Raw genomic sequence first — 12,304 nt, 5'->3', positions numbered from 1 at the left:
TTTTCCTTTTTTTGAAGCCGGGTTAAACCGCTACACCCACAATAAGGGCAAGAACCGTTAAAAAGGCTATTCCAAAGCAGCCGATAAGCATTGTCGGATCATTCTGTTGTTTCAAAAATTCTGGTGGTAGTTCCAGCGCTGCCCCGCAGTTAGGGCAGGTCTCTCCGTCCGGCTTCACCGGCTTTTCACATGCCGGACATTCAAAGAGTTTGGTCATAAAAACCCCCCTCTTTTGGCGTATTAAATGTAATTCTTATAACTCTCGTTTTCATTTCATCCTGTTCCTTACGCGTCAATTCATCGAAACCTTTGAACCCTCTGCTATCATAAGGCTTTCAACCGGCCAGGAAATGAGGGCGGATATCTTTTCCCCGTGTTCATGGTCTAACACGTAACAGGAGGCAATCAAACCGCTGGGGTTATGTTGTTTATAACTCGCCATAAGATAAACAAAAATTATTTTTGCTATCTGTCCTTTGTGTTTACCATCCGGAACTATATTCCCTGTTACGTACAAGGAGATCAAAGTCCGGCGGTTAAATATTGGGGCAAAGCTGCACACAGTTTGTCCAGCGCCCGTTGCTCAATCTGACGCACACGCTGTTTTGAAACGCCCAGATATTCTCCCAGACGTTCCAGAGTGACGGTCTCCTCCTGAAGACGCCGCAAGCGTATGACAATCTGCTCCCGCTCGCTCAGCTGCTTGAGAGCCGAATACAACCAGTCACGCCATACGGCTCTGTCGTGGTTTTCGATGGCGGTCTCTTCCGGCAGAGGCTGTGGGCAATGCAAAATATCCTGATGGGTATCCAGCGACTGGTCCCGTGCTGAAAGGCGCGCCTCCATCGCATCCACCTCAGCCGGAGGCACCTGTAACCGGCGCGCAATCTCCTGCCTGTTTTGCAGACTAAGAGGCATATCGCCGGTCTCGTTTAGAAGAGCCTTCAGACGATTGAGGTTAAAAAACAACGCTCTATGCGCTTTTGTCGTACCGGTGCGTACGATAGACCAGTTACGCAACACGTAATCCTGAATCGTAGAGCGAATCCACAGACCCGCATAAACCGAAAATCGCACGCCGCGGTCCGGCTCAAAACGTTGCGCCGCCTGCATCAAACCCACGCTGGCTTCCTGCACCAGATCACTAACGGGCAAACCATAATGTCGAAAACGCTTAGCCATGGCGATAGCAAGGCGCAAATAAGAATTGACCAGCTCGTGAAGAGCGGTTTCGTCTTGCTCCGTAATCCACAGGCGGGCCAGTTCCCTCTCTCGGTAGGGAGTCAGGATAGACGCCTGGGTTGCACGTCTGATTAAAAAACGGCAACTACGCCAGATATTTGCTTCTTCACTCACCATGTGTCCGCTCACTCGTAACCGGATCATTATAGAGTCTGGTTTATGATTAATCTACTTTGTGACTAATCTACGTCTTGGCCTTATCGGTGGATGCCGCACCATCGGCCGCTTTTTTTTCCGCATTTTCGGCCACCTCGCTGGCACGGCCTAAAATACCCTCCAGATACTCAACGGCTTCCTCAACGGTCATATCCTTGATAACCGCTATCTCGCAAGCCATGCGGTTGAGGGCCGCCTCATAAAGCTGGCGCTCGGAATAAGACTGCTCGGGCTGGCTGTCGGAGCGGAATAAATCGCGCACCACTTCAGAAATGGCAAGCAAATTGCCCGAATTGATTTTGGCTTCATATCCTTGAGCACGGCGGCTCCACATGGTGCGCTTGATGCGGGCCCGTCCTTGCAGTTTGGTCTCAGCCGCCTTCACGGTCTCGGGGTTTGCCAGTTTACGCATTCCCGCCTGAACCGCCTTGCCGGTGGGAATGTGCAATGTCATTTTGTCACGCTCAAAATTAACGACGTAAAATTCCAGTTTGATGCCCGCAATCTCCTTATTGTCGATGTTGATAATCTGCCCGACACCATGGGCTGGGTAGACGATATGCTCCTGAGCGGTGAACCTCTGTTCGCTATCTTGCGCGGCTGGGGGAGTGGTCTTGGGCTTGGCGGCTGCTTGAGGCGGCGCTTTCCGGGTTTGTGTTTTGGCATCTGTTGTTTTCGCCGCAACATTTTTGGCTGCTGTTTTGGGTGCTGTCTTTTTTGATGTGGCTTTTTTGGCCGGTGTTTTTTTTGCGGCTACTTTTTTAGCGGCCGTTTTTTTGGCAACCGCCTTTTTGGCTACGGTTTTTTTAGCCGCTGTTTTTTTAGAGGCAGATTTCACCGCCGCTTTTTTAGTGGCAGATGTCTTGGCGGCAGCCTTTTTCACCGCCGGGTTCTTGGCGGTCTTCGCGGCCTTCTTGGTTACGGCTTTTTTGGTGGCTACCTTTTTAGGGGCCGTTTTTTTGGCAACCGCCTTTTTGGCTACGGTTTTTTTAGCCGCTGTTTTTTTAGCCGTGGATTTCACCGCCGCTTTTTTAGCGGCAGATGTCTTCGTGACGGCCTTTTTCACGGCCGCTTTTTTAGCGATCGGCTTTTTAGCCGCTGTTTTTTTGGCCATGACTTTCTTCTTTGTGGTTGGCTTTTTGCGCACGGATTTGGAGGATACGGACGCCTTGCCGCCTCCGCCCTTGCTGCCGGACGCTACCTTCCCCTTAGGGGTTTTGGCGCTTCCCTTGGTTGTTTTTACCCCGATTTTACGGACCATGCCCGACACCGCACCCGATTACACCTGTTTTTCCTGAACCCCTCGCCCGGAAAATGCCACAGTATCACAGGTTTGCGTTAAACGCTAGTCCCCATCGCCCGGCTCCGCACTGAAAAAGCGTTTATATTTATCAGCAACCCCGTCATACTGCTCGCCATCCGCCGGAGGCTCCCGTGACACGGAAATGTTAGGCCACCGGCTCGCATATTCGGTGTTTATGGCCAGCCATTCCTCAAGACCTGGCTCGGTATCGGCCTTGATAGCCTCCGCCGGACATTCCGGCTCGCACACCCCGCAGTCAATACATTCATCCGGGTGAATAACCAGCATGTTCTCGCCTTCATAAAAGCAATCCACGGGGCAGACTTCCACACAGTCCATGTATTTGCACTTGATGCAATTCTCCGTAACGATATAGGTCATGATCTCCCTGCCGGTGTCAGCCGGTCTGTAATTGGTATATTTATAGTAGCATACTATTATGTAGGCATCACATCGGCTTTGCCAAGACGCGCCATAACCCGCTGCCGCGCTACGCCCGACTCACGATCAGGAATGTATATCAGTCCTGTAACCCGCCGCAATAGGTTTGCTTCATAATGATGAATACCCCCCTCGCTGACCGCAATTTGCCATAGGCCCTCAAGGAGGTGGATTTTTTCCTCTTCCGTGAAAGCCCGGTTGATGTGGCGGGTCCAGCGGTATAAATCGCTGGCATCATGTTCATCCTTCTCGGCTCTGGCGATGAGGTCGTGCAGGTCATCGTCAGTCAGGCCGGTTAGGGTGTGTGCCGCATCGCGCACGCTCGCCTGCTCACGGTCTGTATAATCGCCGTCAATACGTGCCGCCCTGATCATCAGGCACACACAGGCCAGATGAACCTCGGAGGGGTCGTTATCGGCCTCAACAGGAGGTGTCTGGCGGAATAGATCACGAAGTTTGTTTAGCATGGCAATAATCTCTACAGGGAAAAACGGCTAACGGCAATGGCTCTTGAGAATACCCCTCCAGGGTGAACCTATGGAGAATAAACAGTGTACGAATCAGTTCAGGCCTGGTTTCGTCCTTTGTTCACTACTAAATATTGTGCCTTATCAATGTTTTATACATATAGACTACCCTCTTCGGGAGGCGTTTTGACAGGCCAAAAACAGGGGAAAAAAACAAAGTGACGCGGACGGGGCTTGCTCCCATAATAATTGCGGTAGTGGCTCACGGGGAGCGGCTCACGGCGAGTGGCCGGTCACGTCATGAAAAGTAGAGAGCGGAGAGCGGGCAACATTTATGGATTTCACAATACCTTCGGAAATTAAGACCTATCTTGCGGAGTTGGATGAGTTCATCGCCCGCGAGATTAAACCTCTTGAGCAGCAGGACGACAATATCCGCTTCTTTGACCATCGCCGGGAATACGCCCGCACGGATTGGGATAAGGGCGGCTTGCCGCATGAGGACTGGGAGGCCTTGCTGGCCGAGATGCGTCGCCGCGCCGATGCGGCGGGTCATTTGCGCTTTGCCTTGCCCGTGGAATATGGCGGCCAAAATGGGTCTAACCTTGCCATGGCGGTCATTCGTGAACACCTCGCGGCCAAAGGACTGGGCCTGCACAATGATTTGCAAAACGAGAGTTCTATTGTCGGTAATTTCCCGCAGGTTTTGATGTTCCGTGATTTCGGCACGCCCGCCCAGAAAGAAGAGTTCATCGGCGGCATGTTGGCGGGCACCCACCGCGTGGCTTTCGGGTTGACCGAACCCGCCCACGGGTCCGATGCCACATGGATGGAAACCGCCGCCGTGCCGGAACAGCGCAACGGAGTCGATGGCTGGCTGATTAATGGCGAGAAAATGTGGAACACGGGGCTTCATGTCGCCACCCACGATATGATTTTCGCCCGCACCGGTGGCGCTCCGGGTGATGCTTCCGGCATAACATGCTTGCTCACGCCGACCGGCACCCCGGGATTTAAAATTGAGGAATATCTCTGGACATTCAACATGCCGACAGACCATCCGCGCATCTCGCTGACGGATGTATGGGTGCCGGAGGACGCCGTGTTCGGCCGGCCCGGCGGAGGGCTTGCCTTGGCGCAGCATTTTGTTCATGAAAACCGCATCCGTCAGGCCGCGTCCGGAGTGGGAGCGGCGCAATATTGCATCAACGAGAGCGTCGCCTATGCCCGCGCCCGCAAACCGTTCGGCAAACCGTTGGCGGCCAATCAGGCAATCCAGTTTCCCCTTGTGGAACTGCACACCGAATGCGAATTATTGCGCACGCTGATATACAAGACCGCCTGGCAGATGGACCACATGGAAAAAAAGGACGTAGCGGTCAACCTGTCCGACAAGGTCTCCATGTGTAACTACCGTGCCAACCGGTTGGTCTGTCAGGCCGCCGATACGGCCATGCAGGTGCACGGCGGCATGGGGTACTCGCGTCACATGCCTTTCGAGCACATCTACCGCCATCACCGGCGGTACAGAATTACCGAAGGGTCGGAAGAAATTCAGATGCGCCGCGTGGCAGGGCATCTGTTTGGCTTCACGGGCCCGCGTCCTTCAGGGAAGTCTCAACCGGCGGCAAACTAAAACGGCAGACCGGAAAATCCGGCCCGCCGTTAGTGGTGTTAACTCTCTTGAATGAGAGGCCGTTTAACCTCCAATTCTGCTTTACCGGCAACTGGCGGGGTCAGGGTCAGACCAGCCGTCAACAAAACAGTCCCATGATGGTAGCTGGTCACCGGCATGAGCAGGGGTGATCAGGCTCAGCTCTCCAAGCAGTTGGCTGCCGGGTGCACAATCTCCACCTCCGGTCCAGTTATATTCGACGTTGCACCAGAAATTATCATTGGCATGAGCGGGGCTTCCGAAAGCAAAAGCCATCGTAAGCGCAAAAGCAATAGCTGTTAAGGTTTTCATGTTCTTTCTCCATTTGTTTACTTCTATAGAAGACAGGCTGGCTTCTGACCATGCCACAGGCGCGCCTGCGGTGATCCGGCCTCCTTCTGGATTAGTGCCGGATGCCATAGACCCGGCACATCTGTGATTATTACATTATCCCATAATCATGGTGTGACCACATCAATTACAGGTCACAAATTTGTTAGATATCCGCCATCATCGAAGGTGCTCCATCACCCCGCACAAATATCCCGTTGAAGAAATTCGGCCAATCAGGTACGATGATGCCATCCGTGAATGCCATTCAAGAGCCTTATGTTTTAACCCGTTAGGGAGTATGCCCCATGTTTGTGCAGACCGAATCCACGCCTAATCCGGCGACATTGAAGTTCTTGCCGGGCTGTGAAGTCCTGGGCTCCGGCGCGGCGGATTTCCCTGATCCAGAAGCGGCCCGCCGTTCCCCTTTGGCCGAAAGATTATTCGCCATTGATGGCGTTACCGGTGTTTTCTTTGGCGCCGACTTCATCACCGTGACGAAAGCGCCTGAGTCGGGGGATGACTGGCAACAACTCAAGCCGGCCGTCTTGATGGCGATTGTTGACCATTTCTCGGCCGGGCAGCCTCTTTTGCTGGACGATGAAGCGCGCAGTGCTCATGCCGAGCATGGCGGGGCCGATTCTGAAACCGCCACCGCCATTCAGGAAATACTGGATACCAGAATACGTCCCGCCGTCGCTCAGGATGGCGGTGATGTTCTCTTTCATGGCTTTGAGGAGGGCGTCGTCTATCTTCACATGCAGGGCGCGTGTGCGGGCTGTCCCAGTGCGACCGAGACCCTGAAACATGGCATTGAAAATCTGTTGCGCCATTTCGTCCCTGAAGTAACCGAAGTACGGGCCGTCTGAATGGCTGAACCCCTTTCTGAAGCGGCGCGGGAACAGTTGTTTAGCGGGGCGCACACCCATAACGGATGGACGTCTGACCGGATTACTGAAAAAACGATGCGCGCCCTTTATGATTTGATGAAGTGGCCGCCGACAAGTTTCAACTGCTCTCCGGCGCGGCTGGTCTTTGTCGTGACAAAAATGGAAAAAGAACGCCTGCGCCCCATGCTGATGGAGACCAATCAGGAAAAAAGCATGGCCGCTCCGGCAACCGTCATTGTGGCTTACGATAAGCGCTTTTATGAACACTTGCCTGATATCTTTCCCGCTATGGAGGGTGTGGATGCTCTGTTTTCAGGCAATGAAGACTTTGCCGAACAGACGGCCTTTCGCAACAGTTCCATTCAGGGGGGATATTTCATACTGGCGGCGCGCGCCTTGGGTCTTGATTGCGGCCCCATGTCGGGTTTTGACTCCGCAGCGGTGGACAAGGCATATTTTCCCGATGGCCGCTTCACGGCAAACTTCCTGTGCAATATAGGATACGGCGACCCCGAGGGGATACATCCCCGTTCGCCCCGGCTTGATTTTGAAAAAGCTTGCCAGATCGTTTGACGCCAATTCGTTTGGCATTTTCCTGTACGTAACAGCATGAACATTCTGGCGTTAGAAAGTTGCGGAGGGGCGTGTTCCGTAGCCCTGTGCAAGGGAGAGAACGGCTCCCTGATTTACCGCAACACCCCGATGCGGCGCGGTCACGCCGAGGCGCTTCTTCCCATGGTGCAGGATGTCATGACAGAGGCGGCGGTGGCCTATGACGATCTTGAATCCATCGTCGTCACTCGCGGACCGGGGACATTTGCCGGAGTGCGCGTTGGCCTTGCCGCCGCGCGCGGGTTGGCGCTGGCACACGATATACCCGTAAGGGGAGTCAGCGTGTTTGAGGCCATCCTTGTCGGCCACAAGGTTCATTATGGGTCTGTTGATCATGATTATGATTACGAACCAAGGGCTCACGAAGAACATATTATGGTTCTGTTGAATGCCCCGAGGGGCGCTCTTTATGCTCAGCTTTTTCCGTACCAGCCCTCTTCTGAAAAGAGCGTTGAAAGTGGGGCGCAGGCTCCTTTCATGGCAAGCCCGCAGGAGGTGACGGATCTTCTTAAGCGTGGCACCGTTTTGGTAGGCGAGGGCGTTGAGCGCCTGCGAATCATATCGGCGGATGGAGTGCCGGACAGGGTGGCAGAGTGGCTGCGGGAGGGATATATTACCCTTTCCGAAGCGTCCGGTGTGCCCGATACCCGTGTTATGGCATCCAATTATGATCTGTTCCAACGGCGCGTTGCGGGTAATGAGGAGAGTGAAGAAAGTGCGTCGCCGCTTTATTTGCGTCCTCCTGATGCGCGGTTACCGCAGAGGGTGAGCGGATGGTAAAAAACGTAAAAGCAGAAAAAGAAAAAAACCAGAAGAACAAAGCGGGCAAACTGTCTCTGGAAGAACGGTGCGTTGCCAGAGGGTTGCGCATGACCGGCCAGCGCCGGATTGTAGCGCAGGTGTTGTCTGAGGCTGACGATCACCCTGACGTAGAAGAACTGCACCGGCGGGCGAGCGTTTTGGATAGCCGGATTTCTCTGGCGACCGTTTACCGGGCCGTGCGTCTGTTTGAAGAGGTGGGGATTCTGGAACGCCATGATTTTCGCGATGGCAGGTCGCGTTATGAAGCCATACCCGACGAGCATCATGACCATCTGATTGATTTGCAGTCGGGTAAGGTTGTCGAGTTTCGCGATGACACGATTGAGGAATTGCAAAAGGAGGTTGCCCGCAAATTAGGCTACCGCCTTATGGACCATCGTCTGGAACTCTATGGTGTGCCTCTTTCCAAGGGTAAAGGCAAAAAAACTAAGTGATAAATGGAGTTTGAGTCCGGCGGATTGCAATCTGCCTTAAATCCGCATGTGGGTACTTCGATTCCGCCATAGAGAGCCATTTTTGATGATGAACACAGACAGCTATGGACGGATGATGTAAAGAATCATTTATAAATTTCTACTCCGCAGTTAGTTAGTTAATTGACGTACTTGTCAAGTGTACGAGAACGCCGGGAGAGGATACAGCTCTCCCCGAATATCGCTATCGGAACAATGAAAGCGGTCCACTGAACCAAAATGTGGGAGGTACTGGCATTCTGTAGTGCCTGCAGGCGGTTAACAGTAACGGGTACAAGTTGCGTTTCATTGCGCTTATTTCACTAATCGCATTATACTTGTCGTAGGCATTATTTAACGCCTCAGACATCTTCTCCCGTCCTATTTTTGGATTCAGCCCTATTATACAGACACCGTGATTTGTTCCACCGGACCACAACTGGTCGTCTGTTTTCTCATCTGGCAACCATGCTTGATGTGTACAATCAGGAATACTATCTGATAGTCTAGAGACAAATGTAGCAATATCTGATTCTTTGTTAATGTTGTGTAACCAGAGAAACAAAAATGGATAAAGAATGCTGCCCGCGCATGCCTCCTTGCGATAATCCTCACTCGCATCAACTGGGTGCGATAAAAGGTCAGCGTAATCTCTAATACATGTAGGATATGGCCCGTTCGTAAGTAGCGCCCCGGAAGTAAGGATTCCGACATTATGAAGCCAGCCCAAAAACCTGTCGACCATATTGGTTTGTTGAGCAAGCATCATAATTAATGCCATTTCAATCATGTGATCGTCTTTTAACGGGCTATTCAAAATTGGGTTATTGTTGATTACATCAACGATTGTATCAATAGATTTTTGAATTAAATCAGTGAGATGTTTTGTGGTTTCTTCATTTTCATCTTGTATCAATTTTGCAAGACGGTTGGCCCAAATACCGCGTATAGCCAACCTGCCAACTAATTCAAACATCGCCAAATTGACATCAACAGGTTCGCGTGACTTTACCGCCACTGATAAAGCATGTAGTTTATCTGCATATGGGTAAGTGGTTTTTCTGAAATATTTTTCAGACATTTGAATATAGAGATGAATAAACTGCAATTGAATAGTTACAAGCTCATTATAATGTTTAGTTCTTCTATTAGGAATTTTTTCCTTTCGTATGACATCCCAACTGAGTAATAAGCCCAACTCTGAAATTGTGTAAATGCTTTCTAAGTTGCCAGCTTCAATTGCCCAGCCATTGATAGTATGAATACAGATATATGCCTGCCTGAGTTTAAATAGCCTTTGTTTGATGTTATCAAACTCTAGAGATAATAGCGCTTTCAAAAACCTAAAGGCATAGGCGTAGCAAGTACTGGGTTCAGTGACAGTCGCAACGGCTTTTTGAAAATTGCTGCGCAAATCGTCCTCCAATAATTCCCGTGCTAGAAAGACTTTCATCATATATTCTGCTAATCTGTCTCCGTTCCATAACTCAAAATTAATTTTATTACTTGAGTAGTTTTCAGTGTATCCAGCCCAGTCCATGAGAATTGTTTCTTCTAGCTCTCCACCACAACACAGACAGATTTTTATTGGCAAATCTGTGTGTTCACTGGAGACATTGCTGCGTATATAAACATCCCTTATCTGATTTAATTCCTGATAAACGGATTGCGGACTAGCTGACCAATCGTTTCTTGATATATTTCCGGCTTTTATACAAAATAGATATAGACATTTCTTATCATCCTCCCCTCTTATTTTTCCTACTGCCGCTATGTCTACACCGTTCTGGCGTGTACCAATCATTGGTGTATTCAAAACCGTTAGGCCAAGTTCAGACAGCAGATTAGGTAGAACAGCATGATCAAGATCACCACGCTCTCTTAGCGAAGCCAGATATTCTTTCAATATTATTTTCATTGTGGGACTCTTTTTTCAACTCTAAACGATGAAATCATCTGCTGGAATCTTGCGGGTTCAACTACCATCAGTCGTGGTAATTCAGTGGTGACGGATATTTCACGTAATGGTGCTACCCTTGAAGAAGTTTTGCCATCCTCGCGGTGTACGGTCGTAAATGCCATACGCCCATAAAGCAAAGTCTCAGTTGATGCAATAACAGCAAACATAGATTGCTCACGAGCCATCTTTTGAATTTCTCTATTTCGTTCTTGATCTTTGAGGGCAGCTGCACGTCGTTGTTCTGTAGATGGATAAAACTCTACAAGATCGTCGGACGGTCTTATTCCCTTAAGATAATCATCTTGTCGATTCAAAACTCGCCCAACAAGGGCACCAACATGTTTAGGTCGACTGGTTCTTTGAGTTTCCATATAGTCGCGTAGTTCTTAATTATAGCTTACTAACAATGGATCAAATAATAATTCCTCAATAACTGTTTGCGCTTCCTTTGAGCTGTATTTATATAGGGATAGTAGTATTGAAGCAGCTGTAACTTCATTCTTCCAAAGAAATCCAATGCATTTTTTCGCTATGAATATTTGATCATTGGCATATTCTGGGACATGTTGTTTAAGAAATGATAAGGTGACGTCGTTACCACCTTTTTCATCAATCGCATATGCTAATTTTGTACATTGTTGTATATCTCCGAGATAAAGCCAGGATGAAAACACATAGGATGTATTACTTGGAGCGTTCCAAACCATATCGAAGAAATAGGATAAGTCGCGTATATCAAAGTTATCTGATACATGTGGCATATGAGAGTTAAAAACGTCTACAACCTGCTCAAAATTCCAGCGCTCATCAAAACCACCTAACGCCTGATCTAGCATCCGTAGTAACGCCTCAGAATTTTCTGAATTGTTAGTTGCATGTTTAAGAATTGACTCTATGGACTTTTCTGTGAGCCCACCAACATAACGATACAGGCAATATACCAGCATTTGTCGTTCCTCATCGACGTTAGAGGCGGTGACCGCTTTGATAAATGGGGTTTGTAAGTAATGGCCTATCTTCTTATTCTCATTCCAAATTCGGAATGCGCTTTCTATAGATGTGAGTCTGGCTTCGCCGTTATCTAAATTATTCAACGTTTCAAGACATTTTTTTATAGATTCTTTGGCTGATATCACTGGTAATTCATTACCCAATAGCCCCATGGCTCTTATTCCAATTATTGATAAAGCCGTATCATCATTGCTGGCAAATTCTCTGATTAGTTTAAAATTTCCCAATCCCTCTAATGCGCAAACACAATATTGCAGACACAGTTCGTCCGACTGCCTTGAGCCTTCTATGATTTCATACGCCTGTGCAGAGTTATGGCTACACCATTTTGTGAGCGATGATACAGGCGAATATGCCGCTAGGTCGTTTCCTGCCTTTTCGACCATAGTCCTCACAAAATGGAGAAGTGCTGTTGTCTCGCATTTTAATGTTGGAATGATCTCGGACAGAGAATTTTGAATTGACCAAAAATCATCATGTCTAAGATTTTTTATGGCATCCAAATTCCTTGTTGCAAGTAACGCGATTTTCCCATCATTATTTAGATTAGATATTATTTCAGTGATGCTGGACACGCCACGGCGATCAAAATTACATAACTGAGTTATCAATTTCCCTTGCCTATCAGCGTTGATCAACATCTCACATAATTCTTGATCATGCGGCGGTTCTTCTTTCATAGGAAATTCCGTTACATTCTGACCTTCCCCCTATTAACTGGTCCACCCTGAATGTTAGTAAATATATGAAACAGGAGGAGTACCAGTATGGGAAAGAGATGGCACAAACCCGAAGAGATCGTTAGCAAACTACGCCAGATTGAGGTTCTGGTCGGCCAGGGGAGAGGTCGTGTTGACGCAATCCGCCAGGTCGGGGTCACGGAACAGACATACTATCGCTGGCGGAAGCAGTATGGCGGGATGGGGACGGACCAGTTGCGCGAGCTGAAGCGTCTACAGAAGGA

The 12,304-nt window shown here is 49.5% G+C and carries 17 protein-coding genes; 8 read left to right on the top strand and 9 right to left on the bottom strand.

Annotated elements, in window-relative coordinates; genetic code table 11:
- Positions 1-22: 22 nt before the first annotated feature.
- The 3 genes from V6Z81_03350 to V6Z81_03340 all read right to left on the bottom strand — a co-directional run bounded on the left by V6Z81_03350 (position 23) and on the right by V6Z81_03340 (position 2,512).
- Positions 23-217: a zinc ribbon domain-containing protein gene (locus V6Z81_03350; protein MEG9861524.1), complete on the bottom strand. Its 195-nt coding sequence runs from the start codon at positions 215-217 to the stop codon at positions 23-25.
- Between the two features lie 305 nt (positions 218-522).
- Positions 523-1,359, bottom strand: a complete 837-nt coding sequence (locus V6Z81_03345) for an RNA polymerase factor sigma-32 (protein MEG9861523.1) — start codon at positions 1,357-1,359, stop codon at positions 523-525.
- A gap of 67 nt (positions 1,360-1,426) precedes the next feature.
- Positions 1,427-2,512, bottom strand: a complete 1,086-nt coding sequence (locus V6Z81_03340) for a histone H1-like repetitive region-containing protein (GenBank protein MEG9861522.1) — start codon at positions 2,510-2,512, stop codon at positions 1,427-1,429.
- On the opposite strand from V6Z81_03340, the gene V6Z81_03335 reads away from it, so the two are divergent.
- Positions 2,511-2,696 (top strand): hypothetical protein, encoded by a 186-nt coding sequence (locus V6Z81_03335; GenBank protein MEG9861521.1) that lies wholly within the window; start codon positions 2,511-2,513, stop codon positions 2,694-2,696. The two genes, V6Z81_03340 and V6Z81_03335, sit on opposite strands and share 2 nt — an antisense overlap.
- 47 nt (positions 2,697-2,743) lie before the next feature.
- On the opposite strand, the gene fdxA is transcribed toward V6Z81_03335, so the two are convergent.
- The gene (gene fdxA / locus V6Z81_03330) at positions 2,744-3,082 is read right to left on the bottom strand and encodes a ferredoxin FdxA (GenBank protein ID MEG9861520.1); all 339 of its coding nucleotides are present in this window, start codon (positions 3,080-3,082) and stop codon (positions 2,744-2,746) included.
- A gap of 56 nt (positions 3,083-3,138) precedes the next feature.
- Positions 3,139-3,609 (bottom strand): TerB family tellurite resistance protein, encoded by a 471-nt coding sequence (locus V6Z81_03325; GenBank protein ID MEG9861519.1) that lies wholly within the window; start codon positions 3,607-3,609, stop codon positions 3,139-3,141.
- Positions 3,610-3,943: 334 nt separating this feature from the next.
- Here V6Z81_03325 and V6Z81_03320 point away from each other — a divergent pair, with 334 nt between their 5' ends.
- Complete coding sequence (locus V6Z81_03320; protein MEG9861518.1) at positions 3,944-5,245, top strand: acyl-CoA dehydrogenase family protein; 1,302 nt, start codon at positions 3,944-3,946, stop codon at positions 5,243-5,245.
- Between the two features lie 81 nt (positions 5,246-5,326).
- Here V6Z81_03320 and V6Z81_03315 read toward each other — a convergent pair whose 3' ends face one another.
- Positions 5,327-5,575 carry a hypothetical protein gene (locus V6Z81_03315; GenBank protein MEG9861517.1) on the bottom strand — a complete coding sequence of 83 codons (249 nt, stop codon included), beginning with the start codon at positions 5,573-5,575 and terminating at the stop codon, positions 5,327-5,329.
- Here V6Z81_03315 and V6Z81_03310 point away from each other — a divergent pair.
- From V6Z81_03310 to V6Z81_03290, 5 genes are all read left to right on the top strand, one after another.
- Positions 5,574-5,702, top strand: coding sequence for a hypothetical protein (locus tag V6Z81_03310; protein MEG9861516.1), 129 nt, complete (start codon positions 5,574-5,576; stop codon positions 5,700-5,702). The genes V6Z81_03315 and V6Z81_03310 overlap by 2 nt on opposite strands.
- Before the next feature lie 199 nt (positions 5,703-5,901).
- Positions 5,902-6,462, top strand: coding sequence for a NifU family protein (locus tag V6Z81_03305; protein ID MEG9861515.1), 561 nt, complete (start codon positions 5,902-5,904; stop codon positions 6,460-6,462).
- On the top strand, positions 6,463-7,056 hold the full coding sequence (locus tag V6Z81_03300) for a malonic semialdehyde reductase (protein MEG9861514.1): 594 nt from the start codon (positions 6,463-6,465) through the stop codon (positions 7,054-7,056).
- A gap of 36 nt (positions 7,057-7,092) precedes the next feature.
- Positions 7,093-7,875: a tRNA (adenosine(37)-N6)-threonylcarbamoyltransferase complex dimerization subunit type 1 TsaB gene (tsaB, locus tag V6Z81_03295; protein ID MEG9861513.1), complete on the top strand. Its 783-nt coding sequence runs from the start codon at positions 7,093-7,095 to the stop codon at positions 7,873-7,875.
- Entirely contained in the window at positions 7,869-8,351 is a 483-nt protein-coding gene (locus V6Z81_03290; protein MEG9861512.1) for a Fur family transcriptional regulator, read from the top strand. Before tsaB ends, V6Z81_03290 begins: the two co-directional genes overlap by 7 nt.
- Positions 8,352-8,574: 223 nt before the next feature.
- On the opposite strand, the gene V6Z81_03285 is transcribed toward V6Z81_03290, so the two are convergent.
- Genes V6Z81_03285 through V6Z81_03275 form a run of 3 tightly spaced genes read right to left on the bottom strand, consistent with a single transcriptional unit; the run spans position 8,575 to position 12,020 of the window.
- A complete protein-coding gene (locus V6Z81_03285) occupies positions 8,575-10,287 on the bottom strand; it encodes a hypothetical protein (protein MEG9861511.1) in 1,713 nt (570 codons plus the stop codon).
- Positions 10,284-10,700, bottom strand: coding sequence for a hypothetical protein (locus V6Z81_03280; GenBank protein MEG9861510.1), 417 nt, complete (start codon positions 10,698-10,700; stop codon positions 10,284-10,286). The genes V6Z81_03285 and V6Z81_03280 overlap by 4 nt, the downstream gene beginning before the upstream one ends.
- Positions 10,701-10,715: 15 nt before the next feature.
- Positions 10,716-12,020, bottom strand: a complete 1,305-nt coding sequence (locus V6Z81_03275; GenBank protein ID MEG9861509.1) for a hypothetical protein — start codon at positions 12,018-12,020, stop codon at positions 10,716-10,718.
- 87 nt (positions 12,021-12,107) lie between these two features.
- Between V6Z81_03275 and V6Z81_03270 the strand changes: the two genes are divergently transcribed.
- Positions 12,108-12,304: transposase (locus V6Z81_03270; GenBank protein ID MEG9861508.1), on the top strand; the 197-nt coding region annotated here is incomplete at its 3' end.

The sequence above is a fragment of the Parvularculales bacterium genome, assembly GCA_036881865.1.
In the GTDB taxonomy this organism is placed as follows: domain Bacteria; phylum Pseudomonadota; class Alphaproteobacteria; order JAPOUT01; family JBAJNM01; genus JBAJNM01.
The sequence above is the reverse complement of the archived record's forward strand: the minus strand, read 5'-3'. Positions and strand labels throughout refer to the sequence as shown.

Coding starts and splice junctions, on each gene's coding strand:
- V6Z81_03285 (MEG9861511.1), bottom strand. CDS start 10,287: ATGAAAATAATATTGAAAGAATATCTGGCTTCGCTAAGAGAGCGTGGT.
- V6Z81_03325 (MEG9861519.1), bottom strand. CDS start 3,609: ATGCTAAACAAACTTCGTGATCTATTCCGCCAGACACCTCCTGTTGAG.
- V6Z81_03345 (MEG9861523.1), bottom strand. CDS start 1,359: ATGGTGAGTGAAGAAGCAAATATCTGGCGTAGTTGCCGTTTTTTAATC.
- fdxA (MEG9861520.1), bottom strand. CDS start 3,082: ATGACCTATATCGTTACGGAGAATTGCATCAAGTGCAAATACATGGAC.
- V6Z81_03305 (MEG9861515.1), top strand. CDS start 5,902: ATGTTTGTGCAGACCGAATCCACGCCTAATCCGGCGACATTGAAGTTC.
- tsaB (MEG9861513.1), top strand. CDS start 7,093: ATGAACATTCTGGCGTTAGAAAGTTGCGGAGGGGCGTGTTCCGTAGCC.
- V6Z81_03320 (MEG9861518.1), top strand. CDS start 3,944: ATGGATTTCACAATACCTTCGGAAATTAAGACCTATCTTGCGGAGTTG.
- V6Z81_03300 (MEG9861514.1), top strand. CDS start 6,463: ATGGCTGAACCCCTTTCTGAAGCGGCGCGGGAACAGTTGTTTAGCGGG.
- V6Z81_03315 (MEG9861517.1), bottom strand. CDS start 5,575: ATGAAAACCTTAACAGCTATTGCTTTTGCGCTTACGATGGCTTTTGCT.
- V6Z81_03275 (MEG9861509.1), bottom strand. CDS start 12,020: ATGAAAGAAGAACCGCCGCATGATCAAGAATTATGTGAGATGTTGATC.
- V6Z81_03280 (MEG9861510.1), bottom strand. CDS start 10,700: ATGGAAACTCAAAGAACCAGTCGACCTAAACATGTTGGTGCCCTTGTT.
- V6Z81_03340 (MEG9861522.1), bottom strand. CDS start 2,512: ATGGCCAAAAAAACAGCGGCTAAAAAGCCGATCGCTAAAAAAGCGGCC.
- V6Z81_03350 (MEG9861524.1), bottom strand. CDS start 217: ATGACCAAACTCTTTGAATGTCCGGCATGTGAAAAGCCGGTGAAGCCG.
- V6Z81_03290 (MEG9861512.1), top strand. CDS start 7,869: ATGGTAAAAAACGTAAAAGCAGAAAAAGAAAAAAACCAGAAGAACAAA.
- V6Z81_03310 (MEG9861516.1), top strand. CDS start 5,574: ATGTTCTTTCTCCATTTGTTTACTTCTATAGAAGACAGGCTGGCTTCT.
- V6Z81_03335 (MEG9861521.1), top strand. CDS start 2,511: ATGACTTTCTTCTTTGTGGTTGGCTTTTTGCGCACGGATTTGGAGGAT.